Source organism: Yeguia hominis (genome assembly GCF_014384705.1).
In the GTDB taxonomy this organism is placed as follows: Bacteria; Bacillota; Clostridia; order Oscillospirales; family Acutalibacteraceae; genus Yeguia; species Yeguia hominis.
Genome location: NZ_JACRSN010000002.1, coordinates 58,026 through 84,185, shown reverse-complemented (window position 1 = coordinate 84,185; position 26,160 = coordinate 58,026). Strand labels below are relative to the sequence as shown.

Genomic DNA, 26,160 nt, shown 5'->3' with positions numbered 1-26,160 from the left:
ATGGAAAAAATGCTTCGAGACAAACGCTGGATTTGCGTCTTTCTGCTTCCCGCTCTGCTTGTATTCACTGCCACGGTCTTTGTGCCGATCATCTGGTCTGTCGTGTACAGTTTTTATTCCTGGAACGGCGTGTCGGCCATGCAGTTTGTCGGGCTGGACAATTTTAAGGCACTATTTTCAGATACCTATTTTATCAAAAGCGTCGTAAACAACCTGATCTTTGTAGCGATCAATGTGTTCGGACAACTCTTTGTCGGCGTTGTTGTCGCGGTCTTTCTCTGCTATGTGGGAAAAGGCCGGGAAGTTTTTAAAACGCTCTATTTTACCCCGGTTATTCTCTCCAGCGTTGCGGTCGCAAAAATCTGGTCCAAATTTTACAACATCGACCCGAACGGTGTGGTCAACGAACTTTTGGAACTTGTCGGCCTCGGCAATCTTCGCCGACCCTGGATTGGAAATGTCGATACTGCACTGGCCGGTGTTTCGGTCATTGAATGCTACTGGCACATGGCGCTCTTTATGGTCATTATTTACTCCGGCCTGATTGCGATCTCCAATGATATCATCGAATCCGCGACCATTGACGGCGCTTCCCCGTGGAAAATGTTCTGGAAGATCCGTCTCCCCCTAATGAAAGATGTCTTTGTCGTCTCGCTTGTCATGTGCGTCAATGGATGCCTGAAAGCGTTTGATATCATCTTTATTGCGACCTCCGGCGGCCCGAGCAATGCCTCCGAGCTGGTTGCAACGTACATGTACAAAATGGCGTTTACCAGTACGAAATATGGATACGGCAGTGCGGTTGCGGTTTTCCTAGCAGTTGAAAGCCTGCTTGCGGTTTGGCTCATCCGGAAAATTTCTGCACTGCTCGACAAACGAAAAGGGTGAGGAGGTAAAACGATGAAGCAAAAAAAGATTTCCCCGGTTCGCATTGTGTTTTATCTTGTCCTCATTCTGATTCTGATTTATCAGATCTATCCCGTGATTTGGATGATCATCACCAGCTTTAAGTCGCCGGAAGACGTCCAGAACCGCAGCCCATTTTCCCTTCCCAAGCCGATTTTTCTGGAAAATTACATCAATGCATTTGCAAAATCCGATCTTCTTTCCTATTTTCGAAACAGTATCATCGTAACCGTCATCACCATGGCCTGTGTCATTCTGTTCAGTGCATTTGCAGGATTTGCAATTGAAAAACTCCGTTTCAAAGGCAATGGCATTGTGCTCGGGTATTTTCTCGCGGGTATTACGATCCCCATTCACATCACGCTGATTCCGCTGTTTATCATTTACAAAAATGTCGGCATCCTGAGCACCTGGGTTTCCCTGATTCTTCCGCAGATTGGCTTTTGTCTGCCCATTTCGATCTATCTCTTCACGGCATTCTTCAAATACATCCCAAACGGCATGTTTGAAGCGGCAATTATTGATGGTGCAAATGTTCCCCGGACCTTTTTCAAGATCTATTTCCCGCTCTCCAAAAACACCATCATGACAGTCGCGACTGTCAACTTCATTTCTGTCTGGAATGAATTCATTTTTGCAAATACATTTATTCTCGATCAGTCAAAAAAGACCATTCCGGTCGGACTGAAAGATTTTGTCGGGTTCTACGGAAAAGTTGATTGGGGCGCCACTTTTGCCGCAGTCAGTATGACGCTTTTGCCGCTGCTGATTGTTTACTTTATTTTCAATAAAAGCATTATTGAGGGCATGGTCGCCGGCGCGGTGAAAGAATAAAATTCACTTTCCTTTTTCCCATGCAGATCCATTTCTACCCAATATTCGATTTAAAAATGGCAGACACTTTTGCGTGTCTGCCATTTTTAAATCAATAAAGTCGCATGCATTTCCATTATCTTATAGTAAACTGCATCCAATATCCGGGCGAAACGAAAGTCGCAGGAGGACTGTGCGGTATGATAAAGTTGTGTCCTAACCGCTGGCCTGACATATGGTACATGCAGCGGCCTATACGCATAATCCTGCACAAATTTATCATTAATGGAACCGCCTTCCGCCTTGCATCTGCACTATAAGCTCTGTTGATATTATAATTATAGTATGATATATTTATCAGACGTTTTCGAGCCTTATTTTCCTTTATTACAAGGTACTGTCAAGAATTATGCGCAAAAAGGTTTGCAGACTCTGGCTGAATGAAGTCAGCCGGCAATAGGGACGTCGTTCAAAGCCGCCTCCAGATGCTTCATATTCATGTACTTCTTGTTGCCCCAATGCGTTCCCGCCACATGACGCAGCCTTGCACAGACCAGCATCAGCGCAGAGTTCCCATCAGGGAAAGTTCCCGCCGCACGTGTCCTGCGGCGGATCTCACGGTTCAGCCGTTCGATCACATTGTTGGTGCGGATACGCGTCCAGTGCTCGCTGGGAAAATCACAGCAGGTCAGCGTCTCCTCGATGCCGTCTTCGACCTTCTTGGCGGCTTCCTTCAGCTTCATCGCTCTCAGTTCGGCAACGACAGCTCTTGCCTTCTCGCGGGAGGCTTTCTTGCTCTCCTGGGCGCGGATCGCCTTGAGCATTTTCGCTGCAATTTTGACCTTTGATTTTGGCACAACAGAGAAAACATTGCGGTAGAAATGCACGGTGCAGCGCTGGTATTTGGCATCTGGGAATACTTCGCCCGCGGCCTCCAGCATCCCCATGTACTTGTCGCCGACGATGAGCTTTACGCCGTCCAAACCGCGCCCGCGCAGCCGCTGCAAGAAGCTGACCCAGCTGGCCTTGTCCTCTTTCATCCCCTCGGCAGCGCCCGGAACCTCACGAAACCCGTCCTCATTCACGGCAATTGCCGCCGGAATGGCGACATTTTCGTATTCTCCGCCCCAGTTGCGACGCAGGTAAATACCATCTACGTAGACATATGGATAGCGTCCGCCCTGCAAAGGCCGGTTCCGCCAGTCCTCAATGTGGACGTAGGCTTTCTTGTTCAGCTCGCTGACGGTGGCAGGCGAGACCTTGCTGGCCCGCAGGGCTTCGGTGATGTCCTCCACACGGCGCACGGAAATGCCTGCCAGGTACATTTCAATGAGGGCCTCCTCCACGCTGCTCTCCCGGCGGCGATACCGCTCGATGATGGCCGTCTCGAAGGATACGCCCTTGAGCCGCGGCATATGGAGCGTGACATCGCCGGAGGTCGTAGTGAGGTTCCGGTCATAGCGGCCGCTGCGATAACCCTGACGGTCCTCGCTGCGCTCGCAGCGGGCCGCCTGCGTCAGGAACTCCGCCTCCTTTTCCAGCAGCTCGTTCAGGGTTTCTTCCGCGCTGCTGCGGATCAATTCTTTGATCTGCCCCCTAACTAGTTCCTCATTTAGCTGTACAATTTTCTCGGACATTGTTTGCTGTCTCCTTTCGAATGTTTGTGTTGTGACTTCATTCTACCAGAGCCTGCAAACCTTTTTGCGCATAAATCTTGACAGTACCTGCTATTCTCAACTTGCTTCGCGCGATACTTAAAAAATGCTTTTCTATGAAATACCTTCACCCGCCTAACCGGTGGTTTCCTTTGCGAACCACAAAAAAAGATCCGATACAGCAAAAGCTGTGTCGGATCTTTTCATTTCAGAACTTATTCACCCAGAGCGGTAACAACACCGGAACCAACCGTACGGCCGCCTTCACGGATAGCGAAACGGAGACCTTCTTCGATTGCGATCGGGGTGATGAGTTCAACGTCCATGACAACGTTATCACCAGGCATGCACATCTCGGTGCCTTCCGGCAGCTTGATGATGCCCGTAACGTCGGTTGTACGGAAGAAGAACTGCGGACGATAGTTGTTGAAGAACGGAGTATGACGGCCGCCTTCATCTTTGGTCAGAACGTAAACCTGGCCACGGAATTTCGTGTGCGGATGAATGGTGCCCGGCTTTGCGAGAACCTGTCCACGCTCGATCTCTTTTCTCTGCACGCCGCGGAGCAGAACACCGATGTTATCGCCAGCCTCAGCATAATCGAGGAGCTTGCGGAACATTTCGATGCCGGTAACAACGACCTTTCTCTTCTCATCAGTGAGACCAACGATCTCAACTTCTTCGGAGAGTCTGAGTTGTCCGCGTTCCACTCTACCAGTCGCAACGGTGCCGCGTCCAGTGATCGTGAAGACGTCTTCAACCGGCATCAGGAACGGCAGGTCAGCCTTACGTTCCGGAGTCGGAATGAACTCATCAACAGCATCCATCAGTTCGTGAATGCACTTGTACTCCGGTGCATCCGGATCCGTGGAAGTAGACTCGAGCGCAACAAGAGCAGAACCCTTGATGATCGGGGTCTCATCGCCCGGGAACTCATATTCATTGAGGAGGTCACGGATTTCCATTTCGACGAGCTCGAGAAGCTCAGGATCGTCAACCTGGTCAACTTTGTTCATGAAAACAACGATATACGGAACGCCAACCTGACGAGCAAGCAGGATGTGCTCACGAGTCTGCGGCATCGGGCCGTCAGCAGCGGAAACAACGAGGATTGCGCCGTCCATCTGCGCAGCACCGGTGATCATGTTCTTAACATAGTCAGCATGGCCCGGGCAGTCAACGTGTGCATAGTGACGCTTTTCAGTCTCATACTCAACGTGAGCGGTGTTGATTGTGATACCACGCGCTCTCTCTTCCGGAGCCTTATCGATGTTTGCATAGTCAACAAACGCAGCGTCACCCATGAAGTTAAGAACCTTTGTGATGGCCGCTGTAAGAGTCGTCTTACCATGGTCAACGTGACCAATCGTACCGATGTTTACGTGCGGCTTATTTCTTTCGAATTTTGCCTTTGCCATTGGAAATCCTCCTTTTATTTTGAAAATAATAATTTCAATGGAAACTACCTAAATTTTATCAGCTATTCAGCCAAAAAGCAAGTATTTATGAAAACATTATTCACTCTTTTTTCCGCGCGAAGAAATAATGTTTTCCGATACGCTCTTTGGAACTTCCGCATAGCTGAACGGTTCCATGGTGTACTGGCCGCGGCCCTGCGTTTTGGAACGCATATCGGTCGCATAACCGAACATTTCAGAAAGCGGAACCCGAGAATTAATCTGCTGTGCACCCGGAAGCGCATCCATGCCGAGGATCATACCGCGGCGGGAGTTCAGGTCGCCGATAATATCGCCCATGTATTCATCCGGAACGATAACTACAACCTTCATGATCGGTTCCAGGAGAACCGGATCCGCCTTGCGCATTGCCTCTTTAAAGGCCATGGAACCAGCAATCTTAAAGGCCATTTCAGAGGAGTCAACCTCGTGGAACGAGCCGTCGTAAAGGGTAACTTTCACATCGACTACGTTGTAACCAGCCAGTGTACCGGAGAGCATTGCACCCTGGATACCCTGATCGACCGCCGGGATGTATTCCTTCGGAATCGCACCGCCGACAACCGCGTTGACAAACTCATATCCCTTATCAGGATTCGGCTCAATTTTAATCTTGACATGACCGTACTGGCCGCGGCCGCCGGACTGTCTCGAATATTTCATATCAACATCGGCAGGCTTGCGGATGGTTTCCTTATAGGCAACCTGCGGCTTACCGACATTCGCTTCTACCTTAAATTCGCGCAGCAAACGGTCTACGATAATCTCAAGGTGAAGCTCGCCCATACCGGCGATAATGGTCTGACCCGTCTCTTCGTCGGTATACGCCTTGAAGGTCGGATCTTCTTCTGCGAGTTTTGCAAGCGCAATCCCCATCTTCTCCTGGCCGGCACGGGTGCGCGGTTCAATCGCAACACGGATAACCGGATCCGGGAATTCCATGGACTCCAGAATGATCGGATGGCGTTCATCACAGAGCGTGTCGCCGGTCGTCGTATTTTTCAGGCCGACCGCCGCCGCGATATCACCGGCGTAAACCGTTTCGATATCCTGTCTGTGGTTCGCGTGCATCTGCAGAATTCGTCCGATGCGCTCTTTGTTGTCCTTTGTGGAGTTATAAACCGTCGCGCCGGCATTGATCGTACCGGAATACACGCGGAAGAAGCACAGCTTTCCAACAAAGGGGTCTGTTGCGATTTTAAACGCAAGCGCAGAGAACGGCTCTTCATCAGAAGAATGACGAACATCGTCTTCTCCGGTATCCGGGTTCACACCCTTGATATCCGGGACATCCGTCGGCGCGGGCATGAAGTCCACGATCGCATCCAGAAGTTTCTGAACGCCCTTATTCCGGTAAGAGGTACCGCAAACAACCGGAACCATCTTATTATCGATGGTCGCTTTGCGGATCACACGCTTGATTTCTTCAACCGAGAGCTCTTCGCCGGAGAAGTATTTCTCCATCAGCTCGTCATCCTGTTCGGCAACGAACTCGATGAGCTCGGTGTGATATTTTTCAGCGAGTTCCAGCATATCGTCCGGAATCGGCTCAACCTTCATGTCCTTGCCCATTTCGTCATAATACACGTCCGCCTTCATTTCGACCAGGTCAATGATTCCACTAAAGGTTTCCTCACTGCCGATCGGAAGCTGGATCGGTACCGCATTACATTTCAGGCGATCGCGCATCATCTGCACAACGCGGTAGAAATCGGCGCCCATAATGTCCATTTTATTTACATAGGCCATACGGGGAACTTTGTATTCCTCTGCCTGACGCCATACGGTTTCAGACTGGGGTTCAACACCGCCCTTGGCACAGAACACCGTAACTGAACCATCAAGAACACGGAGGGAACGCTCCACTTCTACGGTAAAGTCCACGTGACCCGGGGTGTCTATGATGTTGATTCTATGATTCTTCCAGAAACAGGTTGTAGCCGCCGATGTGATCGTAATGCCTCTTTCCTGTTCCTGGGCCATCCAGTCCATAGTCGCCGCGCCATCATGTGTTTCGCCGATCTTATGGTTGATTCCGGTGTAATAGAGGATACGCTCCGTTGTGGTGGTTTTACCGGCATCGATATGGGCCATGATGCCGATATTTCTTGTCAATTCTAGTGAAACCTGCCTTGGCATAGTTTCCTCCTTTAGTCCGATAAAATCCAGTATCATATTCGTTCTGTCCTGCTAAAAAAACAGCAGGGCAAAACGGAAAGAATGCTAGTTGTTGCTTACCATCTGTAGTGTGCAAACGCTCTGTTTGCTTCTGCCATCTTGTGCGTATCGTCACGCTTTTTCGCAGCACCGCCAGTACCGTTCACAGCGTCCATGATCTCGCCTGCAAGACGTTCTTTCATGGTGCGCTCGTTTCTGGCACGGGAATAGGTGGTCACCCAGCGCAGACCCAGAGTCTGTCTTCTCTCCGGGCGAACCTCCATCGGCACCTGGTAAGTTGCACCGCCGACACGGCGTGCTTTGACTTCAAGCGACGGCATCACGTTCTCCATGGCCTGCTCAAACACTTCCAGCGGGTCTTTTCCAGTCTTTTCGCGGATGATATCAAATGCATCATACACAATTTTCTGGGAAACGCCCTTCTTGCCGTCGATCATGATATTGTTGATCAGACGGGTTACCAGTTTGGAATTGTAGAGCGGATCCGGCAAAACGTCACGCTTCGCAACATTGCCTCTTCTTGGCATCATCTTCCCTCCTTCATAAGAATGATATCATAGGTACTCGAAAGCGACAAACTCCCGTTGGCAAGCGAGGCTCTATATAAATCCGCAGCGCAACAGCGCGCGGGATACCTCTAGCCAATCAGTTTTCTGTCATGGGGTTAGGCGATTACTTTTTCGCGCCTGCCTTCGGACGTTTCGCACCGTACTTAGAGCGAGCCTGCATGCGCTTTGCAACACCCTGAGCATCAAGAGTACCGCGGATGATGTGGTAACGCACACCAGGCAAATCCTTAACACGGCCTCCACGAATCATCACGACGCTGTGCTCCTGCAGATTGTGGCCGACTCCAGGAATATAAGCAGAAACTTCGATTCCGTTGGAGAGACGCACTCTCGCGATTTTACGCAGCGCAGAGTTCGGCTTTTTCGGGGTAGCAGTCTTAACAGACGTGCAGACACCACGCTTTTGCGGGGAATCCTGATCGATCGAAACTCTCTTTTTAGAGTTCCATCCCTTCAGCAGCGCAGGCGCTTTCGCCTTCTTCTCACTGACCTCACGGCCGGCACGGACTAACTGGTTAAATGTTGGCATATGACACCTCCTCTTTTTTTATTTTTTCTCAAGACAGCCTGTACTTTTTTGCAGCCAAATCACTTCAAACCGCAAGTGCCTACAGACATATGCTAAACGGACATTAGAATGCCCAAACAGCATCAAAATATACGCGGAATTTTATGCAGATTAAACTTCCTGTTAATCTGCATAAAACCGCATCGCACAAGGATTAATTATAAACTCAAACAGCGTCGTTTGTCAAGGTTTCTTTTTCGTCTTCCTCGATTCCGACATTGCTGTAACAAGCCATTCCGGTTCCAGCAGGAACCAGTTTTCCGATGATGACGTTTTCCTTCAGGCCAATCAGCGGATCGGTCTTGCCTTTGATCGCGGCATCGGTCAAAACTCTTGTCGTCTCCTGGAAGGAAGCCGCCGAGAGGAAGGATTCCGTCGCGAGGGACGCCTTGGTAATACCCAACAGCACCGGCGTGCAGGTAGCCTCTCTGAGGCCCTCTTCTCCGTTTGCAATCCGCTCACGGATCAGCTCGTTCTCCGCCTCAAACTCGCTCTTTTCGGTCAGAGAACTCGGCAGCAGCGGCGTATCGCCCGCATCATCGATTTTGACCTTCTTCATCATCTGGCGAACGATCACTTCGATGTGCTTATCGTTGATATCAACACCCTGCATCCGGTATACACACTGTACTTCCTGAATGAGGTAATCCTGTACGGCGTGCGTGCCGCTGATTGCCAGGATATCATGCGGGTTGACCGAACCTTCGGTAATCCGATCGCCAGCCTGGATCATATCGCCTTCCTTGACGCTGATCCGGGATCCGAACGGAATGAGGTACGAGCGGCGGTCGCCGGTCTCGTTATCCGTCACCACAACATGGGTGTTCTTCTTGATTTCTTCAAAGGAAACCGTGCCTGCAATCTCACTGATGATGGCAAGGTGCTTCGGCTTACGGCCTTCGAACAATTCTTCAACACGCGGCAGACCCTGTGTAATATCTTCCGCACTCGCGACACCGCCGGTGTGGAACGTACGCATCGTCAGCTGTGTGCCCGGCTCACCGATCGACTGTGCAGCAATAATACCAACCGCTTCGCCGACCGTTACCGGCTGACCATTTGCAAGGTTCATGCCGTAGCACTTTTTGCAGACGCCGTGGCGCGCCTTGCAGTTGAGGATCGACCGGATTTTAATCCGTTTGACGTCGTGGCCGACAATGATATCGGCATCGCTGTCATCCATCATCTTATCTTTGGAAACGAGAACCTCGCCGGTCGCTTCGTCGACAAAATCTTCTGTGAGATACCGTCCGATCAGGCGCTCATGCAGCGATTCGATGAGGCCGTTGCCTTCGCTGATATCAAAGACGGTCAGGCCGTCCGTTGCACCGCAGTCGTCTTCACGAATGATGACATCCTGCGAAACATCGACCAGACGGCGGGTCAGATATCCGGAGTCTGCGGTCCGCAGTGCGGTATCGGCAAGGCCTTTCCGCGCGCCACGAGAAGAAATGAAGTATTCAAGAATGTTCAAGCCTTCACGGTAATTCGCACGAATCGGAATTTCAATAACCGTACCGGAGGTATTGGCGATCAGTCCGCGCATACCGGCAAGCTGACGAATCTGGCTCATGGAACCACGGGCGCCGGAGTCCGCCATCATGTAGATGGGATTATACCGGTCAAGGCCGTTCTGCAGAGCCGTCGTAACATCGTTTGTTGCTTTTTCCCAGGTACGGAGCACCGCATTCTTGCGTTCCTCTTCGGAGAGCAAGCCGTTCCGGAAATCGTCGGTAACGGTATCAATCACCTGTTCCGCAGCGGAAATAATCGATTTCTTTTCCTGCGGAATGGTTGCATCGCAAACCGCAACCGTGATGGCGCCGATGGTGGAATACCGGTATCCCTGCGCCTTAATATTGTCGAGCACCTCAGAGGTCCGGGCTGTTCCGTGCACCTTAATGCAGCGATCGATAATATTTCCGAGCTTCTTTTTATTGACCAGGAAGTCGATTTCAAATTTCAGGGCATCCTCCGGATTGGTGCGATCCACAAATCCGAGATCCTGCGGAATCGGACGGTTGAAAATGATCCGGCCGGCCGTAGTATCGACAATTCCGGTCCGCATTTCGCCGTCCACTTCCAGCGTACGGCGCACCTTGATTTTTGCGTGCAGGCTGATCACCTTGGTGTCATAAGCCATCAACACTTCATCGACGTCGCGGAACACCTTGCCTTCGCCCGGTTCTCCGTCTTTGTCGAGCGTCAGATAGTAGGAACCGAGAACCATATCCTGCGTCGGAACCGTAACCGGACGTCCGTCAGAGGGTTTGAGCAGGTTTCCGGCTGCAAGCATCAGGAAGCGCGCTTCAGCCTGTGCCTCTGCGGAGAGCGGCACATGGACCGCCATCTGGTCGCCGTCGAAGTCCGCGTTATAAGCCGTACAGGCGAGCGGATGCAGCTTGAGCGCGCGGCCCTCTACGAGAACCGGCTCAAATGCCTGGATACCCAGACGGTGCAGCGTCGGTGCACGGTTGAGAAGAACCGGATGGTTCTTGATGACAATTTCCAGCGCATCCCAAACTTCCGGCTTTGCGCGTTCCACTGCCTTACGGGCAGCTTTGATGTTGCCGACCGCGCCGGTTTCAACCAGGCGCTTCATGACAAAGGGCTTAAAGAGCTCCAGCGCCATCTCTTTCGGCAAGCCGCACTGGTACATTTTCAGTTCCGGACCGACAACGATAACGGAACGGCCGGAGTAGTCGACACGTTTGCCGAGCAGGTTCTGACGGAACCGCCCCTGTTTTCCCTTGAGCATATCCGAAAGCGATTTGAGCGGCCGGTTGTTCGGGCCGGTCACCGGGCGGCCGCGGCGGCCGTTATCAATGAGCGCATCGACCGCTTCCTGCAGCATTCTCTTCTCGTTGCGGACGATGATGTCCGGCGCGCCAAGTTCGAGCAAACGCTTCAGACGGTTGTTGCGGTTAATCACGCGGCGATACAGATCATTGAGGTCGGAGGTCGCAAAACGACCGCCGTCGAGCTGTACCATTGGACGGATATCCGGTGGAATAACCGGAACCACATCGAGAATCATCCATTCCGGACGGTTTCCGGAAATCCGGAATGCCTCAATTACTTCCAGACGCTTCAGAATCCGGACTCGCTTCTGACCGGAAGCGCCTGCCAGTTCCGCTTTCAGTTCTTCGGAAACCTCGTCGAGGTCAATTTCTTCGAGCAGACGTTTGATCGCTTCCGCGCCCATTGCCGCCTCGAAATCATCCTCATATTTTTCACGCATATCGCGGTATTCTTTTTCTGTCAGGAGCTGCTTTTTCTGCAATTCCCGCACATTACCGGGATCCAGAACGATATAAAGGGCAAAATAGAGCACCTTTTCCAGCATCCGCGGAGAAACATCCAGCACAAGGCCCATCCGGGAGGGGATGCCCTTGAAATACCAGATGTGAGAGACCGGAGCCGCTAGTTCAATATGGCCCATCCGCTCACGGCGAACCTTTGCGCGCGTCACTTCTACGCCGCAGCGGTCGCAGACTTTGCCCTTGTAGCGGATTCTTTTATACTTGCCGCAGTGGCACTCCCAGTCCTTCTGCGGTCCAAAAATGCGTTCGCAGAAGAGGCCGTCGCGCTCTGGCTTTAACGTGCGGTAGTTAATGGTTTCCGGCTTTTTGACTTCGCCATGGGACCATTCGCGGATTTTATCCGGTGAAGCAAGTCCGATCTTGATCGATTCAAACTCGTTAAATTCCATACGTGCACTCCCCCGTTCAGTCTTCTGTTTTGTCGTCGTCGAAATCGTCGTCCATATCAAAAAGGTCGTCGTCTTCCTCGTCATCCGCTTCAAAGACGTCGTCGCCTTCAAGGGAATAGCCGTCCAGATTATCCGCAATACCCGGCTCGTCAAAGAGGTCTTCCGCCTGCGTGAAGTTGATATCGTCGTCGTCGAAGTTGCGCTTGAGATCAATCTCTTCCGCATTCTTGTCGAGAACCTTGACATCCAGTCCCAGAGACTGCAGCTCTTTGATCAGCACCTTAAAGGACTCCGGTACACCCGGCTTCGGAATGTTCTGACCCTTCACAATCGACTCATACGTCTTGACACGGCCGACCACATCGTCGGACTTCACAGTCAGGATTTCCTGCAGAGTATATGCCGCGCCGTAAGCTTCAAGCGCCCAGACTTCCATCTCACCGAAACGCTGGCCGCCGAACTGCGCCTTACCGCCGAGCGGCTGCTGCGTAACAAGCGAATACGGACCAGTGGAACGTGCGTGGATTTTATCATCAACCAGGTGATGGAGTTTGAGATAATACATGTAACCGACGGTTACCGGGTTATCGAAATATTCGCCTGTACGGCCGTCGCGGAGGATAAACTTACCGTCCTCACGCATACCAGCCTTGCGGAAGCATTCCCGGATATCATCTTCATGTGCGCCGTCAAAGACCGGCGTCATGATCTTCCAACCGAGCGCCTTCGCCGCCATACCGAGATGCACTTCCAGCACCTGTCCGATATTCATACGGGACGGAACGCCGAGCGGATTGAGCACGATATCGAGCGGTGTGCCATCCGGCAGGAACGGCATTTCCTCTTCCGGCAGGATTCTCGACACAACACCCTTGTTTCCATGACGGCCCGCCATTTTATCGCCGACGGAAATCTTTCGTTTCTGGGCAATATAGCAGCGGACAACCTTATTGACGCCCGGGCTGAGCTCGTCGTGGCTGTTTTCACGGGTAAAGACCTTAACATCGACCACGGTGCCGTACTCGCCGTGCGGTACACGCAGAGATGTGTCACGGACTTCGCGCGCCTTTTCGCCGAAGATTGCACGCAGGAGGCGTTCTTCCGCAGTCAGTTCGGTTTCACCCTTCGGGGTAACTTTTCCGACCAGGATATCGCCCGCACGGACATCCGCGCCGATCCGGATAATACCGTTTTCGTCCAGGTCGCGCAGGAGGTCTTCGTTCACGTTCGGGATATCGCGCGTGATTTCCTCGGGTCCCAGTTTGGTATCGCGGGATTCAATCTCGTACTCTTCCATATGGATGGAGGTGTAAACATCGTCCCGTACAATTTTTTCGTTAATCAGAACGGCATCCTCGTAGTTGTAGCCTTCCCAGGTCATAAAGCCGATGAGGGCATTTTTGCCAAGGCTGATTTCGCCGTTTTTGATGGCCGGGCCGTCCGCAATGACGTCGCCCTCTTTGAGCACCTGTCCGCGTTCTACAACCGGAATCTGGTTGATGCATGTGCTCTGGTTGGAACGCATAAACTTGGTAATGGTATAGACGTCGGTGGTGCCGTTATCAGCCAGCACCGTTACCTCGTCGGCGCTGACACTCTGCACAATGCCCGGACGTTTCGCGAGTACGCAGACGCCGGAGTCCACACCAGCCTTGTATTCCATACCGGTTCCGACGATCGGAGATTCTGTTTTGAGCAGCGGCACTGCCTGACGCTGCATGTTCGAGCCCATCAATGCACGGTTGGCGTCATCGTTCTCAAGGAACGGAATCATTGCCGTTGCAACCGAAACAACCATTCGCGGAGAGACATCCATAAAGTCCGCACGCGACGATTCTGTCTCCAGGAAGCCGTCACGATACCGGGCGTTGACCTTTGCGTTTTTGAAGCGGTGGTTTTCATCGAGCGGCTCGTTTGCCTGCGCGACAATATATTCGTCCTCGACGTCCGCCGTCATATAAACGACCTCGTCGGTGACAATCCCGGTTTCCTTATCCACACGGCGGAACGGCGCTTCGATAAAGCCGTATTCGTTGATCCGTGCGAATGTAGCAAGGTAGGAAATCAGACCGATGTTCGGGCCTTCCGGCGTCTCAATCGGGCACATCCGGCCGTAGTGGCTATAGTGAACGTCACGCACTTCGAATCCGGCGCGGTCACGGGAAAGTCCGCCCGGGCCGAGTGCGGAAAGACGGCGCTTGTGCGTCAGTTCTGCAAGCGGGTTTGTCTGATCCATGAACTGCGACAGCGGAGAAGATCCGAAGAACTCCTTAATCGCCGCCACAACCGGACGGATGTTAATGAGCGAATGCGGCGTCAGCGCATCCAAATCCTGCGCCTGCAGGGTCATACGTTCCCGGATTACGCGCTCCAAACGGGAAAAACCAATCCGGAACTGATTCTGCAGCAGCTCGCCGACCGAACGGATCCGGCGGTTGCCGAGGTGGTCGATGTCGTCGGTGGTGCCGAGACCAACCGCGAGGCAATTCATATAGTTAATAGAAGAAAAGATATCGTCGATGATGATGTGCTTCGGCACGAGTTCGTCCGCACGGGTACGGATCATCTCGCGCAGTGCATCGTCATCCTCACAGGCATCCAAAATTTCAGCCAAAACCGAGAAGCGCACGCGCTCGTTGATGCCGCACTCTGTTTTTGCATCAAAGCCGACAAAGTCATTGATGTCGACCATGCCGTTGGAAACGACCTTCACTTCGCGCTCGCCAACGAGAACAAATGCAGTGGAAACGCCTGCATCGTCAATTTCCTTCGCTTTTTCGCGGGAAATCACTTCGCCGGCTTCTGCCATCACTTCGCCGGTCAGCGGGTTTGCAATCGGGCGGGTCAGTTCCTGCCCGGTAATCCGGCCTGCAAGATTCAGCTTCTTATTGTATTTATAGCGGCCAACTCTGGAAAGGTCATACCGGCGCGCGTCAAAGAACAATCCGTTGATATGGGACTGTGCGCTTTCAATGGTCGGCGGCTCAGAAGGACGCAGTTTGCGGTAAACCTCAAAAAGCGCCTCCTCTGTATTTTTGCAGGGATCCTTTTCGATGGTCGCGTTGATGCGGTCGTCATCACCGAAATACTCGTGAATTTCCTCATCGGTGCCGAGTCCGAGTGCACGAATAAAAACCGTTACCGGAATTTTACGGTTTTTATCGATTCGGACATAAAAGACATCGTTGGCATCATTTTCATATTCCAGCCATGCGCCGCGGTTCGGAATTACCGTCGCGCTGAAGAGCTCTTTGCCCGTCTTGTCGTATTCCATTTTATAGTAAACGCCGGGCGAACGGACAAGCTGAGAGACAATGACGCGCTCTGCGCCGTTAATCACAAATGTGCCGCTTTCCGTCATCAGGGGAAAATCGCCCATAAACACTTCGGATTCTTTAATCTCGCCGCTCTCTTTATTGAGCAGACGAGTCTGAACCCGAAGCGCAGTCGCATAGGTCGCATCGCGCTCTTTGCACTCTGCAACGCTGTAATTTGGAGTATCATCCAGTCTGTAATCAATAAAATCCAACACCAGGTTTCCGGTATAATCCGTAATGCCGGAAACATCCTGAAATACTTCCTTGAGCCCCTCGTCGAGAAACCATCGATACGAACTTTTCTGGACTTCAATCAGGTTTGGCATGTCGAGAACTTCATCAATTCGAGCAAAACTCATCCGGGTATTTTTGCCCAACTGCACTGGTTTGACATTTACCATAGGCTCAATCACTCCAATTCATATATTTGCCGGTTGCCCGGCATTCTGTTCTGATAAACCGTCCGCCCATCTGCCGCAAAAGTGGTTCATAGAACCCCACAAAATCTGCGTCATTTCCGCATATTTTTAAGATACTCTTGCTTTTCTGAAAGGTTTATGCTACACTATATGTGGTTATAGGAAAGGGAACCCTTTCCTATGATGGGGCAGTTTATCATTATATGATATTTGCTATGATTTGTCAATACTTTATTTGAAAATCGGCCAATTTCTTTCTGGATATGCAGAAATGAACGCCCGATTTTTCTTTTTGTATCATTCTTTTTTGGCAGGAGGCCTTCCCCATGACAGAAGAACGCTTCAGAAATGACATTGCGGCCACACCGCAAAATTCCGCTTCGGGTGCGTCTTGCTACACCGATCCGACGCCGGCTTATGCGTCCCCAGTCTACGATGTTCCACCGCCCAAAAGCAGCCGGTTTGCACCTCTTGGAATCGGCGGCTTTATCGGAAATATGCTCTTGTTTGCCATTCCGCTTGTCGGATGGATCATCTGTCTTATCTGGGCTTGCGGCGGCTGTAAAAATGAAAACCGCAAAAACCATGCGCGCGCTGCGCTGATTCTCGGCGTTATTGTGCTTGCGCTTTCCGCAGCGGCCGGATTTCTTTATCGGTCGGCGCTGATCGGTCTGTGGGGGCAGCTCCTTTCCCAGCTCGCCTGATAGACTCCGCCGTTTTTCAAAATTTTCGGCCTTCGTGCGGTATGGTTCCGGAGACTATTATGGACGTACAGCTAAAAAGCGCTCTGCAAATGCAGAGCGCTTTTCTTTATAGAGATAGAGTTTTCCTGCAGAAGGCTTCCCGTTCTGTCAAGACAAAATTCGTTATTTTCAGAAGAATACCGACATTTTTCCAGATCAACCAGGCTGTCCGGTTTTTGCTGCACCAAAACGTACTGCCAAAACCAGAAACAAGTGCAGCGCGAACAGACTCCGTAAATCGATTGCGCCATAGCGGGGCATTCCTTTTCACAAACACCCGAAAGTGTCCTTTGGCTTAGAAGATCCACGAACCATTTCTATTTTGGGAAATTATGGATTCGCAGCGGTCGTAACGCCGGCAGCACTGCCTGCGGAAGCATCTGCGCAGTCCGACTCGTCCAAAAAACGGGAGAAACCATAAAAATCCCGGATGACTGCATCCGCGCCGATGGCAAGCAGTTCTTCTTCCGTCTGCGCAGAGACAATTCCGATCACCTTTGCGGCATGTGCAGCTTTAGCAGAAAGAATGCCGGAAATCGAATCTTCGACCACGATGCATTCCGCAACCGGAACGCCGATTTTTTGCGCGGCAATTTCGTAAATATCCGGTGCCGGCTTGCAGGCAAAAGAACCGTCCGTACAGACAATTTTGTCCAGATCAAACCAGTTGTGCAGATGCAGATATTCTTCAAAGAAGTCGACGTTTTCCTGCTCCGATCCTGTCGCAATTGTGCGCTGAATTCCGCATGCCTTCAATTCATCCAGCAGTTCTGTCAAGCCGTCCACAAAGCAGAAGTGCGCAAGATCTTCCACACACATCGCACGGTACATCGCCTCTTTGCGCGATACCAGCCGGTCCGCTTCTTCCTCTGTAAGCGGCTTTCCCAGAAAATACTCGAAAATATCCTTATTCCGCCGGCCGTGCATATGTTCTTTCAATTCCCGATCGGTGACATCCCGTCCGGTAACCTCTTTGAGCATTTTGCGCCAGGTTTCCTCCTGTTTTTCCGTGTCGAAAAACATGGTTCCGTTAAAGTCGAAGATGATCCCGCGAATCTGCATGCTGTCTCTCTCCTGTTCTTTTGCTTTCCCGCCGCTCTCTTTTTATGAGCTGTCCGTTTTTTCGAAAATCACCGAAGCCGTATTTCACCGCTCTCTGTGCATTCTTCATGATCCAGAATCCACCCGAATTTGATTTTGCCTGTACAAGGCCGCGCCGCAGCCGGACTGCTGCCATTTGATATGCAAGCCTAAAGGACAGCGCCCCGCTTCGTGATCCCTGCCAAGACGCCCAGGGGCGCTCTGCAAACGCCGCCTTACACGCTGCGTGATTTTAAAAACAGGGCGCGCATCTGCGCGCCCTGTCCGTGGGTTCTTACATTTTGATGACGGCCTTGACAATATCCGCCTTGTTCTTGACGCAGAGGTCCATCGCTTCGCCAACGTCCTTAAAGTCAAAGACATTGGTAACGGCACCCTTCAGATCAATTGCACCGCTGGAAGCTGCTTCGATTGCCATCGGGTAAATATGGCGATACCGGAACACCGTCTTGATCTCCAGCTCTTTGTTGAGCATATCGCTGACCGGCAGATCCATATGACCGGATGCGCTGTAACCAACGAGAACGATCGTCGCACCTTTTTTAGTCATCGCGATGCACTGTTTTGTGGTGATCTCCGTACCGGCAGTTTCGATTGCCAGATCGCAGCCTTTCCCCTCTGTCAGCGCAAGGATTTCTTTCACGGCATCCTTTTCGCGTCCGTTGATGATGCCCTTTGCACCGAGCTCCAGCGCTTTTTCCAAACGCTTCGGCATGATATCCACAACGTAGATTTCGGTAAGGCCCATGGATTTCAGCGCCAAAAGCGTCATCAGGCCGATACATCCGGCGCCCATCACCACGGCAGTCTGGCCGATATGCGCGCCGCCCTGATTTGCCGCATGGAATCCAACTGCCAGCGGTTCAATCAGCGCGCCCTGCATGGTATCCACATTTTCCGGAAGCTTGAAGCACAGATCCGCTTCATGCGCCGCATACTCCTGGAAAACGCCGTCTACCGGCGGCGTTGCAAAGAATACGACGTCCGGGCAAAGATTATAAAGACCCTTGCGGCAAAATTCGCAGTGGCCGCAGGTTTTTCCCGGCTCCATTGCAACCCGGTCGCCAATTTTCAGATGGCTGACCGATTTGCCGACTTCCACAACCGTACCGGCCGCTTCGTGACCGAGAACGAACGGCGGTTCGACGACAAAATCGCCGATTGCGCCGGTTTCGTAATAATGCAGATCCGATCCGCAAACACCGACGTACTCGATCTTCACGAGAACCTCATCGTCAGCAGGCTTCGGAATCGGGCGCTCTTCCCAGCCCATTTTACCGATTCCGGTCATGACTGCTACTTTCATCATTCCTTCCATTTTCTCCTCCTATGTAATCTCTCAAATTCACGATCAAAACCGTAAGATTACAGACAACTATATGCACCGTCGACAATAACGTCGGCGCCGGACGTATATCCGGAAGCGTCGCTTGCAAGATACAGCACTGCCGGAATCAGCTCTTCCGGCTTGCCCATCCGGTGCATCGGAATAAGCGGCATCCAAGCGTCCCTCAGCTCCTGCGGCGTGTCAACCGACATCGGCGTCGCAATGTATCCGGGGCTGAGGCTGTTGACGCGAATTCCGTACTGCGTCCACTCCACTGCAAGCGAACGGGTCATGTGGATGACGCCTGCTTTTGAGGCGTTATAGGACGCCTGCCACTGCGGGATATTGACAATCGAGCCGGACATCGAGGCCATATTGATGATGCTGCCGTGAATGCCTCTCTCCTGCATGATTTTTGCCGCCGCACGCGCCATAATATATTCGCCGGTCAAATTGATATCGATCACTTCGCGCCACTGATCGATAGTCGCCTTAAAGGTATCTTCATGGATACAGATTCCGGCATTATTAAAAACAATGTCAATCGAACCGGAACGGCGCAACACTTCCGCCATCGCGGCGTCGACTTGCGCTTCGTCGGTCACATCGACCTGCAGGCCGTATGCCTTTCCGCCTGCTTCCGTAATCATCTGTACCGTCTCTTCATATTTGGTCCGTACAAAAATTGCGACCTCCGCACCTGCTTTCGCAAGACCGCAGGCCACGACCTGTCCGATTCCGCGTCCGCCACCGGTTACGATTGCGGTTTTACCCTTCAGACTGAACATTTCTTCCAGATAACTGCTCATCGTTTTCTCTCCTTAATTGTTCAGAATTGCATTGATCGCGTAAAATTCACCAATAATCAGTATATCGTTTCGCTGTGTAAAAGTCAAGATTTCGAATCTCCGCTTTTCAACTTCTAGGTAAAACACAGGCAGGACGAAAACGGCCTGTTTTCGTCCTGCAAACTCAAAATCGGGATTATCTGCGCAGCCGTGCTTCTTCCGCAATCCGGTGCAGATCTTCCGGAGACTGAATTTCGTCCCGGTGCCGCTCAATTTCCGCACGGATTTCCTCCGGAAGCGAAAAGAAATCGGAATAAATTCCCTCCTGCTGCAAACCGAGACCGGCTAAAATGCCGATTCCGTATCCATTTGCATCCATCATAAAAAATCACCCCCGCAGCTTAGTGTTCGCGGAAAAAACCCGGGAATACCAAACTGCAGGGGTGTGTTTTTCTGGTATTTTTTTGATGAATATTTTAAAAATTACTGGCCGACAACATCGGGTGTAAAGAATTTGCTGTGGATCGCCGTCACGGCGCGGTCGGCGTCCGCGATATCGATCAGCACAGAGATTTTGATTTCGCTCGTGGAAATCATGCGGATATTGATATTGGACTCAAACAACGCTTCAAACATCTGCGCCGCAACGCCCGGATGAGACTCCATGCCTGCGCCGACAATCGAAACCTTCGCAACCTGATCGTCATAAACAAGACTCGTCGCACCGAGCTGCTCGACATACGGCGTGAGGATATCCAGCGTTGTCTGCATATGCTCTTTTGCAACCGTAAAGCTGATATCCTTTGTTCCATTGCGGCCAATCGACTGCAGAATGATATCGACGTTGACGTTTTTCGCACCGAGTTTTGAGAAAATCTTAAACGCGAGGCCCGGACGATCCGGTACCCCGATAATTGAAAATCTTGCGACTTTATCGTCCTTGGCAACTCCGCTGATCAGCATTTTTTCCATTTTGCAGTCCTCCTTCACAATTGTGCCCTTCGCACGGGTCAGGCTGGAGATGACTTCCAGCTCTACCCCATATTTCTTCGCCATTTCTACAGAGCGGTTATTCAGCACCTGCGCGCCGAGCGTCGCAAGTTCCAGCATTTCATCATAGGTAATGGCATCCAGTTTTCTGGCGCCGGGAACCTTTCGCGGATCCGCCGTGTAAACGCCTTCGACGTCGGTAAAAATCTGACAGCGATCCGCACGCATCACCGCCGCAATGGCAACTGCGCTGGTATCGGAGCCGCCGCGGCCGAGGGTCGTCATATCGTTGTAGCGGTTGACCCCCTGGAAGCCGGTCACCACGACAATGTGCTTTTTATCGAGTTCTTTCCGGATTCGTTCCGGACGCAGCGTTTTGATTCGCGCGGAACTGTAAGCCGATGAGGTCAAAAAGCCAGCCTGCCAGCCAAGCAGCGAAACCACCGGATAGCCCAGCTTTTCGATTGCCATCGCAAGCAGGGAAGCCGAAATCTGCTCGCCAGCCGTCAGAAGCATATCCATTTCCCGCTTGGACGCGCCGGGATTGATTTCCTCTGCTTTGGCAATCAGGTCGTCTGTCGTATCGCCCTGTGCAGAAACCACCACCACGACGTCATTGCCCTCTTTATAGGTGCTGGTTACGATATCCGCAACATTCATGACCCGTTCCGCGTTCGCAACAGAGCTGCCGCCGAATTTTTGTACAATTAAGCCCATACCCATTTCCTCCAAAATCAATTGCCGTAATACCGGCCAATCTGCAAATTCCGGTTTTCATCTTAAAGATCATTCGCAACCCGGATCGCCGACGGGACGGAAATCCCCAATTTTTCAAGGCGTTCCAATTTCTTGCGGATCTCGCGCTCCGGCATCTCCGGAACAATGTATGCCAGTTCTTCTTTCGGCGCCTGTTTGCGGTAAAGCCGCTGTGCGCCTTCAAAGATGGCCTCCGTATTTTCTGCGGCAAGCGCAGCATTTTCTGCGCGCAGCCGAATCAGCATCGAGGTCGAATCGTCCAGATAGTTTCCGACATATCCTTCTTTTCCCTCTTCCCAGAAAAGGTATTTCCGCGCGCGGAAATGTTTGACACAGTCGATCACATCTGCCACAACAGCGCTCGCGGTCGGCAGCTTTCCAGCGCCTTTTCCGTAAAAGACAACGTCTCCGGTGGAATCGCCGCGCACCATAATGCCGTTAAAAACATCATCCACGTTGGCAAGCTGGCTTTCTCTTGAAAGCAGCATCGGGCAAACAATCATGGAGAGTTTCTCCTGCTGCGCACGTTTCACGCGGCCGATCAGCTTAATAACGCCGCCCCAAGCGTCGGCATATTCGACATCCGCGAGTGTGACGCCGGTAATGCCCTCGGTGTGAACCTGATCCGGATAAACATGGCGTCCGTATGCAAGCGATGCGAGAATGCAGATTTTCCGGCAGGCATCCTGCCCTTCAATATCCGCCGCCGGGTTGCGCTCAGCATAGCCGAGTTTCTGCGCAAGCGCCAGCGCATCGGAAAAGTCCATCGAGTCGTGGATCATTTTGGTCAAAATAAAGTTGGTAGTTCCATTGAGGATTCCGGCAATTTCAATGACGTCGTTTGCCGCGAGGCACTGGCTCATCGGACGGATGATCGGAATGCCGCCGCCGACGCTGGCCTCAAACAGGAAGTTCAGATTCTTTTTCTGCGCAATCGCAAGCAGTTCTGCGCCTTTTGCCGCAACCAGTTCCTTATTTGACGTCACCACGCTTTTTCCCGCCAGCAAACAGCGTTTGACAAAGTCGTATGCAGGATGCAGTCCACCCATGGTTTCGACTACAATGCGAACCTCCGGGTCCGCTTCAATGATGGAAAAATCCTTGATAAACCGGTCGCACAGCGGGCTGTCCGGGAAGTCCCGAAGATCCAGAATATATTTGATCTCAATCTCTTCTTTTGCCCGTTTGGCAATATTATCGGCGTGGCTGCACAGCACTTCCGCTACACCGGAACCTACTACGCCATGCCCCATAATCGCTATTTTTACCATATGCCGTTTCCTCCGTTTCTGATTCCTGAAAAACCTTGTTAAACCTGATTGGAAATACTGTCTACCGACCGGACACCGCGGATTGCTTTCAACCGTTCAATTAACGTCTCCACCGGCTCCGGCATGGAATCCGTCCGTGCGGAAATTGAAACAACAGCATTTCCGCCCGCCGGAATATTTTGATTGATTGTCAGAATGTTGGCTCCCATATCATAAAAGGCCGAAACAAACGCCATCAGAACCCCCGGCTGATCGGCAAGCATCGCTTGTACCGTGAGGATCGATCGTTCTACAACGCTCGTATACGGAAATACCGCATCCCGGTACTTATAAAACGCACCCCGGGAAATTCCCGCCATTCGGGCCGCCTCCGAGGTACTGGCCGCCTTTCCGTCAGCAAGCAATCGTTTGGCTGTCACCACATGTGTAAAGATCTCTGGCAGTGCGTCCGCATCGACCAAAAAGTACTGTTTACGTTCCATTGTCCACCACCCATACACTTCTGTCCTACGTGCATGAACAAGTTTACCACGTTTTTTGCGTTCTGGCAAGAGGGGAATACACGATCTTTCCCCCTGCCTTTTTGCGGAAACCATTCATCTTTCACAAATTCAAAATTTCTGCACCATGTTTTGCAATGTTTGATTTTCAAATTTCTCATTTTCAGGATGACTTTTTCGCAATGCTTTCTTCTGATTTCACATTGCGAAGCCGAGCATTTCCTGTTAGAATGTGGATACAAGGAAACAACAAATTCAGAAAGGATGAATTGCATGGAGCTTAAAACGCCTCTTTACGACTGCCACCTTGCTGCAGGCGGAAAAATGGTGCCGTTCGCCGGATATCTCCTGCCGGTACAGTACGAAAAAAGCGGAATTATCGCCGAACACATGGCAGTGCGGGAAAAGGCCGGCCTCTTTGATGTCTCCCATATGGGAGAATTTTTTCTTTCCGGATCGGACGCGCTGAACACATTAAACCATCTTCTGTGCAACAATTACACAACGCTTCAGGATGGCGCAGTGCGCTACAGTCCGCTGTGCAACGAAACCGGCGGCATTCTCGACGATCTTCTCGTTTACCGGATCCGGGAAAACGGATATTTCATCGTCGTCAACGCTGCAAACCGACACAAAGATTTTTGCTGGATGCAGAACCATCTCTGCGGAGACGCTTCTCTCGAGGATCGTTCCGACAGCATCGCCCAGCTGGCGCTGCAGGGGCCGCTTGCGCAGCAAATTCTCCAGCGGCTTGTCTCGGATCCGCTGCCGCAAAAATACTACACCTTCATAGAACGCCTTTCTGTTGCGGGGATTCCCTGTCTGGTTTCCCGTACCGGTTATACCGGAGAGGATGGCTTTGAGCTTTACTGTGCGCCGGAGTCCGCCCCTGCGCTTTGGAATGCACTTCTTTCCGCCGGAGCCGGCGACGGGCTGATCCCCTGTGCGCTCGGCGCGCGCGACACATTGCGGCTCGAAGCCGCCATGCCGCTTTACGGGCACGAGATGGACGAAACGGTTACGCCGCTGGAAACCGGCCTTTCCTATTTTGTCAAGCTTGAAAAGCCGGAATTCATCGGCAAGGAAGCGCTGCTTGCCCAGACACCCCAGCGCGGACGGATCGGCATTAGAATCACCGGACGCGGGATTGCGCGGGAGGGCTGCGCAGTCTATGACGGAGAAACCAGGATCGGACAGATCACGTCCGGCACCTTCTGCCCCTACTTAAAGGCAGCCGTCGGCATGGCGCTTCTTAACACTGCCTATGCAGAGCCCGGACACACGGTAGAAGTGGATGTCCGCGGCCGCCGGATTGCTGCAGAGACTGTAGCTCTTCCCTTTTATAAACGAAAAAAATAAAAATATCGATTACGGAGGAAAAGCGCAATGAGTAAAATTCTGGAGAACCTTCTCTACACGGAAAGCCACGAATGGGTCAAACTGGAAGACGGAAAAGCGAAAATCGGCATCACCGATCATGCACAGGAATCGCTCGGCGATATCGTTTTTCTGAACCTGCCGGAAGACGGCGATCCCGTTACAGCCGGCGAATCGTTCTGCGACGTTGAGTCTGTCAAAGCCGTTTCCGATATCTATAGCCCGGTAACCGGAACCATCTGCGCCGTCAACGACGCGCTTGCGGATTCGCCGGAGCTTCTCAATGAAGATCCCTATGCAGCCTGGATCTGTGAAATCAAAGACATCACCGATAAGGAATCCTTCCTTTCCCCTGCTGAGTATGAAGCGTTTCTGCAAAAGGAGGACTAAACCGAATGGGCCGTTATGTGATCTCCACGCCGGAGGAACAGCAGGAAATGCTCGGCACACTCGGGTTTTCTTCCATGCGGGAACTGTATCATGATGTTCCCGGCGCGCTCATGCTCGACGCGCTGCAGCTTCCGAAAGGAAAAAGCGAACTGGAAACCCGCAGAGCGATGGAAGCGCTGGCCGCAGAGAACCGGGTGTTTCCGCATATTTTCCGCGGAGCCGGCGCTTACTGCCATTATATTCCTGCCGTTGTCCGGCAAATTCCTGCAAAAGAAGAGTTCCTGACCGCCTATACGCCTTACCAGGCGGAAATCAGCCAGGGCGTTTTGCAGTCCATTTTTGAATATCAGACCATGATTTGCGAACTGACCGGAATGGATGTTTCGAACGCGTCCGTCTACGACGGTTCTACCGCTGCGGCGGAAGCCGTCGCCATGTGCCGCACCAAAAAGCGCACCCGTGTCCTGCTCTCTGCAGCGTGTCATCCTGATCTCATCGAAACAGTCCGCACCTACTGTTTTGCCTCGGACACACCGCTTGCGCTCATTCCGGAGCTGGACGGACGCACCGATTTAAATGCGCTGGAAGAGGCGCTGGGCGACGACGTCTCCTGCGTGCTTCTGCAGCAGCCGAACTATTACGGACAAATCGAGCTGGCGGAAGCAGTTACCCAAAAGACGCATGCATCCGGCGCGCTCATGATTCTTTCCTGCAACCCGACAGCACTGCCGCTGCTCAAAACGCCCGGAGAAGCGGGCGCAGATATCGCCGTCGGAGAAGGCCAGCCGCTCGGGCTGCCGCTTTCGTTCGGCGGTCCGTATCTCGGATTTATGGCGGCAAAAAGCAGTTTGATGCGCAAGCTTCCCGGCCGAATTGTCGGAGAAACCGTTGATGCCGACGGGAACCGCGCATTTGTCCTGACGCTGCAGGCGCGTGAGCAGCACATCAAACGCGAAAAAGCCAGCAGCAGCATCTGTTCAAACGAAGCGCTCTGTGCGCTGACCGCTTCTGTTTATCTGAGTGCAATGGGCCCGGCAGGCATGCGGCAAACCGCAATACAGTGCTATTCCAAAGCACATTATGCTGCGTCTGCCATCACCGCGCTGCCCGGCTTCTCGAGAAAACATTCCGGCGATTTCTTCCACGAATTCGTCACAGCCTGCCCTGTTCCGGCAGAGGCTCTGCTCAAACAACTCGAAAACCACGGAATTCTCGGCGGACTGCCGCTTGCAGACGGCTCTCTCCTTTGGTGCGTAACAGAAATGAATACCAAGGAAGAGATCGATCTGCTTGTATCCATTCTAAAGGAGGTGAGCTGCTGAA

20 protein-coding genes are annotated in these 26,160 nt (G+C 52.0%); 6 read left to right on the top strand and 14 right to left on the bottom strand.

The features are described from left to right. Together IAG03_RS01740 and IAG03_RS01735 are read left to right on the top strand one after the other, a co-directional pair. Nucleotides 1-888 carry a carbohydrate ABC transporter permease gene (locus tag IAG03_RS01740; protein ID WP_249317959.1) on the top strand — a complete coding sequence of 296 codons (888 nt, stop codon included), beginning with the start codon at nt 1-3 and terminating at the stop codon, nt 886-888. 12 nt (nt 889-900) lie between these two features. Then, nucleotides 901-1,740: a carbohydrate ABC transporter permease gene (locus IAG03_RS01735; protein WP_249317958.1), complete on the top strand. Its 840-nt coding sequence runs from the start codon at nt 901-903 to the stop codon at nt 1,738-1,740. 425 nt (nt 1,741-2,165) lie between these two features. Here the strand turns inward: IAG03_RS01735 and IAG03_RS01730 are convergent, their stop codons facing one another. From IAG03_RS01730 to rpoB, 7 genes are all read right to left on the bottom strand, one after another. Next, on the bottom strand, nt 2,166-3,356 hold the full coding sequence (locus tag IAG03_RS01730) for an IS256 family transposase (RefSeq protein WP_249317957.1): 1,191 nt from the start codon (nt 3,354-3,356) through the stop codon (nt 2,166-2,168). A gap of 233 nt (nt 3,357-3,589) precedes the next feature. Continuing rightward, on the bottom strand, nt 3,590-4,792 hold the full coding sequence (tuf, locus tag IAG03_RS01725) for an elongation factor Tu (protein WP_249317956.1): 1,203 nt from the start codon (nt 4,790-4,792) through the stop codon (nt 3,590-3,592). A gap of 96 nt (nt 4,793-4,888) precedes the next feature. Next, nucleotides 4,889-6,970 carry an elongation factor G gene (fusA, locus tag IAG03_RS01720; RefSeq protein ID WP_249317955.1) on the bottom strand — a complete coding sequence of 694 codons (2,082 nt, stop codon included), beginning with the start codon at nt 6,968-6,970 and terminating at the stop codon, nt 4,889-4,891. Between the two features lie 95 nt (nt 6,971-7,065). Beyond that, nucleotides 7,066-7,536, bottom strand: coding sequence for a 30S ribosomal protein S7 (gene rpsG / locus IAG03_RS01715; RefSeq protein ID WP_249318147.1), 471 nt, complete (start codon nt 7,534-7,536; stop codon nt 7,066-7,068). 145 nt (nt 7,537-7,681) lie between these two features. Beyond that, complete coding sequence (rpsL, locus tag IAG03_RS01710; RefSeq protein ID WP_249317954.1) at nt 7,682-8,107, bottom strand: 30S ribosomal protein S12; 426 nt, start codon at nt 8,105-8,107, stop codon at nt 7,682-7,684. Nucleotides 8,108-8,312: 205 nt separating this feature from the next. Continuing rightward, on the bottom strand, nt 8,313-11,858 hold the full coding sequence (gene rpoC / locus IAG03_RS01705) for a DNA-directed RNA polymerase subunit beta' (RefSeq protein WP_249317953.1): 3,546 nt from the start codon (nt 11,856-11,858) through the stop codon (nt 8,313-8,315). Nucleotides 11,859-11,874: 16 nt separating this feature from the next. Next, on the bottom strand, nt 11,875-15,576 hold the full coding sequence (gene rpoB, locus IAG03_RS01700) for a DNA-directed RNA polymerase subunit beta (protein ID WP_249317952.1): 3,702 nt from the start codon (nt 15,574-15,576) through the stop codon (nt 11,875-11,877). Between the two features lie 344 nt (nt 15,577-15,920). Here rpoB and IAG03_RS01695 point away from each other — a divergent pair, with 344 nt between their 5' ends. Further along, a complete protein-coding gene (locus tag IAG03_RS01695) occupies nt 15,921-16,298 on the top strand; it encodes a hypothetical protein (protein WP_249317951.1) in 378 nt (125 codons plus the stop codon). A 369-nt stretch (nt 16,299-16,667) separates the two neighbouring features. On the opposite strand, the gene IAG03_RS01690 is transcribed toward IAG03_RS01695, so the two are convergent. The 7 genes from IAG03_RS01690 to IAG03_RS01660 form a co-directional block, all read right to left on the bottom strand. Then, on the bottom strand, nt 16,668-17,399 hold the full coding sequence (locus IAG03_RS01690) for an HAD family hydrolase (protein ID WP_249317950.1): 732 nt from the start codon (nt 17,397-17,399) through the stop codon (nt 16,668-16,670). A gap of 313 nt (nt 17,400-17,712) precedes the next feature. Beyond that, the gene (locus IAG03_RS01685) at nt 17,713-18,756 is read right to left on the bottom strand and encodes an NAD(P)-dependent alcohol dehydrogenase (RefSeq protein WP_249317949.1); all 1,044 of its coding nucleotides are present in this window, start codon (nt 18,754-18,756) and stop codon (nt 17,713-17,715) included. A 47-nt stretch (nt 18,757-18,803) separates the two neighbouring features. After that, on the bottom strand, nt 18,804-19,574 hold the full coding sequence (locus IAG03_RS01680; RefSeq protein WP_249317948.1) for an SDR family oxidoreductase: 771 nt from the start codon (nt 19,572-19,574) through the stop codon (nt 18,804-18,806). Between the two features lie 175 nt (nt 19,575-19,749). Next, on the bottom strand, nt 19,750-19,935 hold the full coding sequence (locus IAG03_RS01675) for a hypothetical protein (protein ID WP_249317947.1): 186 nt from the start codon (nt 19,933-19,935) through the stop codon (nt 19,750-19,752). 101 nt (nt 19,936-20,036) lie between these two features. Further along, nucleotides 20,037-21,260, bottom strand: a complete 1,224-nt coding sequence (locus IAG03_RS01670) for an aspartate kinase (protein ID WP_249317946.1) — start codon at nt 21,258-21,260, stop codon at nt 20,037-20,039. 62 nt (nt 21,261-21,322) lie between these two features. Continuing rightward, nucleotides 21,323-22,570, bottom strand: a complete 1,248-nt coding sequence (locus IAG03_RS01665) for a homoserine dehydrogenase (RefSeq protein WP_249317945.1) — start codon at nt 22,568-22,570, stop codon at nt 21,323-21,325. A gap of 38 nt (nt 22,571-22,608) precedes the next feature. Continuing rightward, nucleotides 22,609-23,052: an ACT domain-containing protein gene (locus IAG03_RS01660; RefSeq protein WP_249317944.1), complete on the bottom strand. Its 444-nt coding sequence runs from the start codon at nt 23,050-23,052 to the stop codon at nt 22,609-22,611. A 291-nt stretch (nt 23,053-23,343) separates the two neighbouring features. Here IAG03_RS01660 and gcvT point away from each other — a divergent pair, with 291 nt between their 5' ends. From gcvT to gcvPA, 3 genes are read left to right on the top strand one after another with little or no spacing between them, the layout of a single operon-like run. Then, complete coding sequence (gene gcvT / locus IAG03_RS01655) at nt 23,344-24,429, top strand: glycine cleavage system aminomethyltransferase GcvT (protein ID WP_249317943.1); 1,086 nt, start codon at nt 23,344-23,346, stop codon at nt 24,427-24,429. A gap of 27 nt (nt 24,430-24,456) precedes the next feature. Then, nucleotides 24,457-24,837, top strand: coding sequence for a glycine cleavage system protein GcvH (gene gcvH, locus IAG03_RS01650; protein WP_249317942.1), 381 nt, complete (start codon nt 24,457-24,459; stop codon nt 24,835-24,837). Between the two features lie 5 nt (nt 24,838-24,842). Beyond that, nucleotides 24,843-26,159: an aminomethyl-transferring glycine dehydrogenase subunit GcvPA gene (gene gcvPA / locus IAG03_RS01645; protein WP_249317941.1), complete on the top strand. Its 1,317-nt coding sequence runs from the start codon at nt 24,843-24,845 to the stop codon at nt 26,157-26,159. Nucleotide 26,160: the final 1 nt, after the last annotated feature.

Coding starts and splice junctions, on each gene's coding strand:
- rpoC (WP_249317953.1), bottom strand. CDS start 11,858: ATGGAATTTAACGAGTTTGAATCGATCAAGATCGGACTTGCTTCACCG.
- gcvT (WP_249317943.1), top strand. CDS start 23,344: ATGGAGCTTAAAACGCCTCTTTACGACTGCCACCTTGCTGCAGGCGGA.
- IAG03_RS01660 (WP_249317944.1), bottom strand. CDS start 23,052: ATGGAACGTAAACAGTACTTTTTGGTCGATGCGGACGCACTGCCAGAG.
- gcvH (WP_249317942.1), top strand. CDS start 24,457: ATGAGTAAAATTCTGGAGAACCTTCTCTACACGGAAAGCCACGAATGG.
- tuf (WP_249317956.1), bottom strand. CDS start 4,792: ATGGCAAAGGCAAAATTCGAAAGAAATAAGCCGCACGTAAACATCGGT.
- IAG03_RS01680 (WP_249317948.1), bottom strand. CDS start 19,574: ATGAGCAGTTATCTGGAAGAAATGTTCAGTCTGAAGGGTAAAACCGCA.
- rpoB (WP_249317952.1), bottom strand. CDS start 15,576: ATGGTAAATGTCAAACCAGTGCAGTTGGGCAAAAATACCCGGATGAGT.
- IAG03_RS01665 (WP_249317945.1), bottom strand. CDS start 22,570: ATGGTAAAAATAGCGATTATGGGGCATGGCGTAGTAGGTTCCGGTGTA.
- rpsL (WP_249317954.1), bottom strand. CDS start 8,107: ATGCCAACATTTAACCAGTTAGTCCGTGCCGGCCGTGAGGTCAGTGAG.
- IAG03_RS01740 (WP_249317959.1), top strand. CDS start 1: ATGGAAAAAATGCTTCGAGACAAACGCTGGATTTGCGTCTTTCTGCTT.
- IAG03_RS01675 (WP_249317947.1), bottom strand. CDS start 19,935: ATGATGGATGCAAATGGATACGGAATCGGCATTTTAGCCGGTCTCGGT.
- IAG03_RS01685 (WP_249317949.1), bottom strand. CDS start 18,756: ATGGAAGGAATGATGAAAGTAGCAGTCATGACCGGAATCGGTAAAATG.
- rpsG (WP_249318147.1), bottom strand. CDS start 7,536: ATGCCAAGAAGAGGCAATGTTGCGAAGCGTGACGTTTTGCCGGATCCG.
- IAG03_RS01670 (WP_249317946.1), bottom strand. CDS start 21,260: ATGGGCTTAATTGTACAAAAATTCGGCGGCAGCTCTGTTGCGAACGCG.
- gcvPA (WP_249317941.1), top strand. CDS start 24,843: ATGGGCCGTTATGTGATCTCCACGCCGGAGGAACAGCAGGAAATGCTC.
- IAG03_RS01695 (WP_249317951.1), top strand. CDS start 15,921: ATGACAGAAGAACGCTTCAGAAATGACATTGCGGCCACACCGCAAAAT.
- fusA (WP_249317955.1), bottom strand. CDS start 6,970: ATGCCAAGGCAGGTTTCACTAGAATTGACAAGAAATATCGGCATCATG.
- IAG03_RS01690 (WP_249317950.1), bottom strand. CDS start 17,399: ATGCAGATTCGCGGGATCATCTTCGACTTTAACGGAACCATGTTTTTC.
- IAG03_RS01735 (WP_249317958.1), top strand. CDS start 901: ATGAAGCAAAAAAAGATTTCCCCGGTTCGCATTGTGTTTTATCTTGTC.
- IAG03_RS01730 (WP_249317957.1), bottom strand. CDS start 3,356: ATGTCCGAGAAAATTGTACAGCTAAATGAGGAACTAGTTAGGGGGCAG.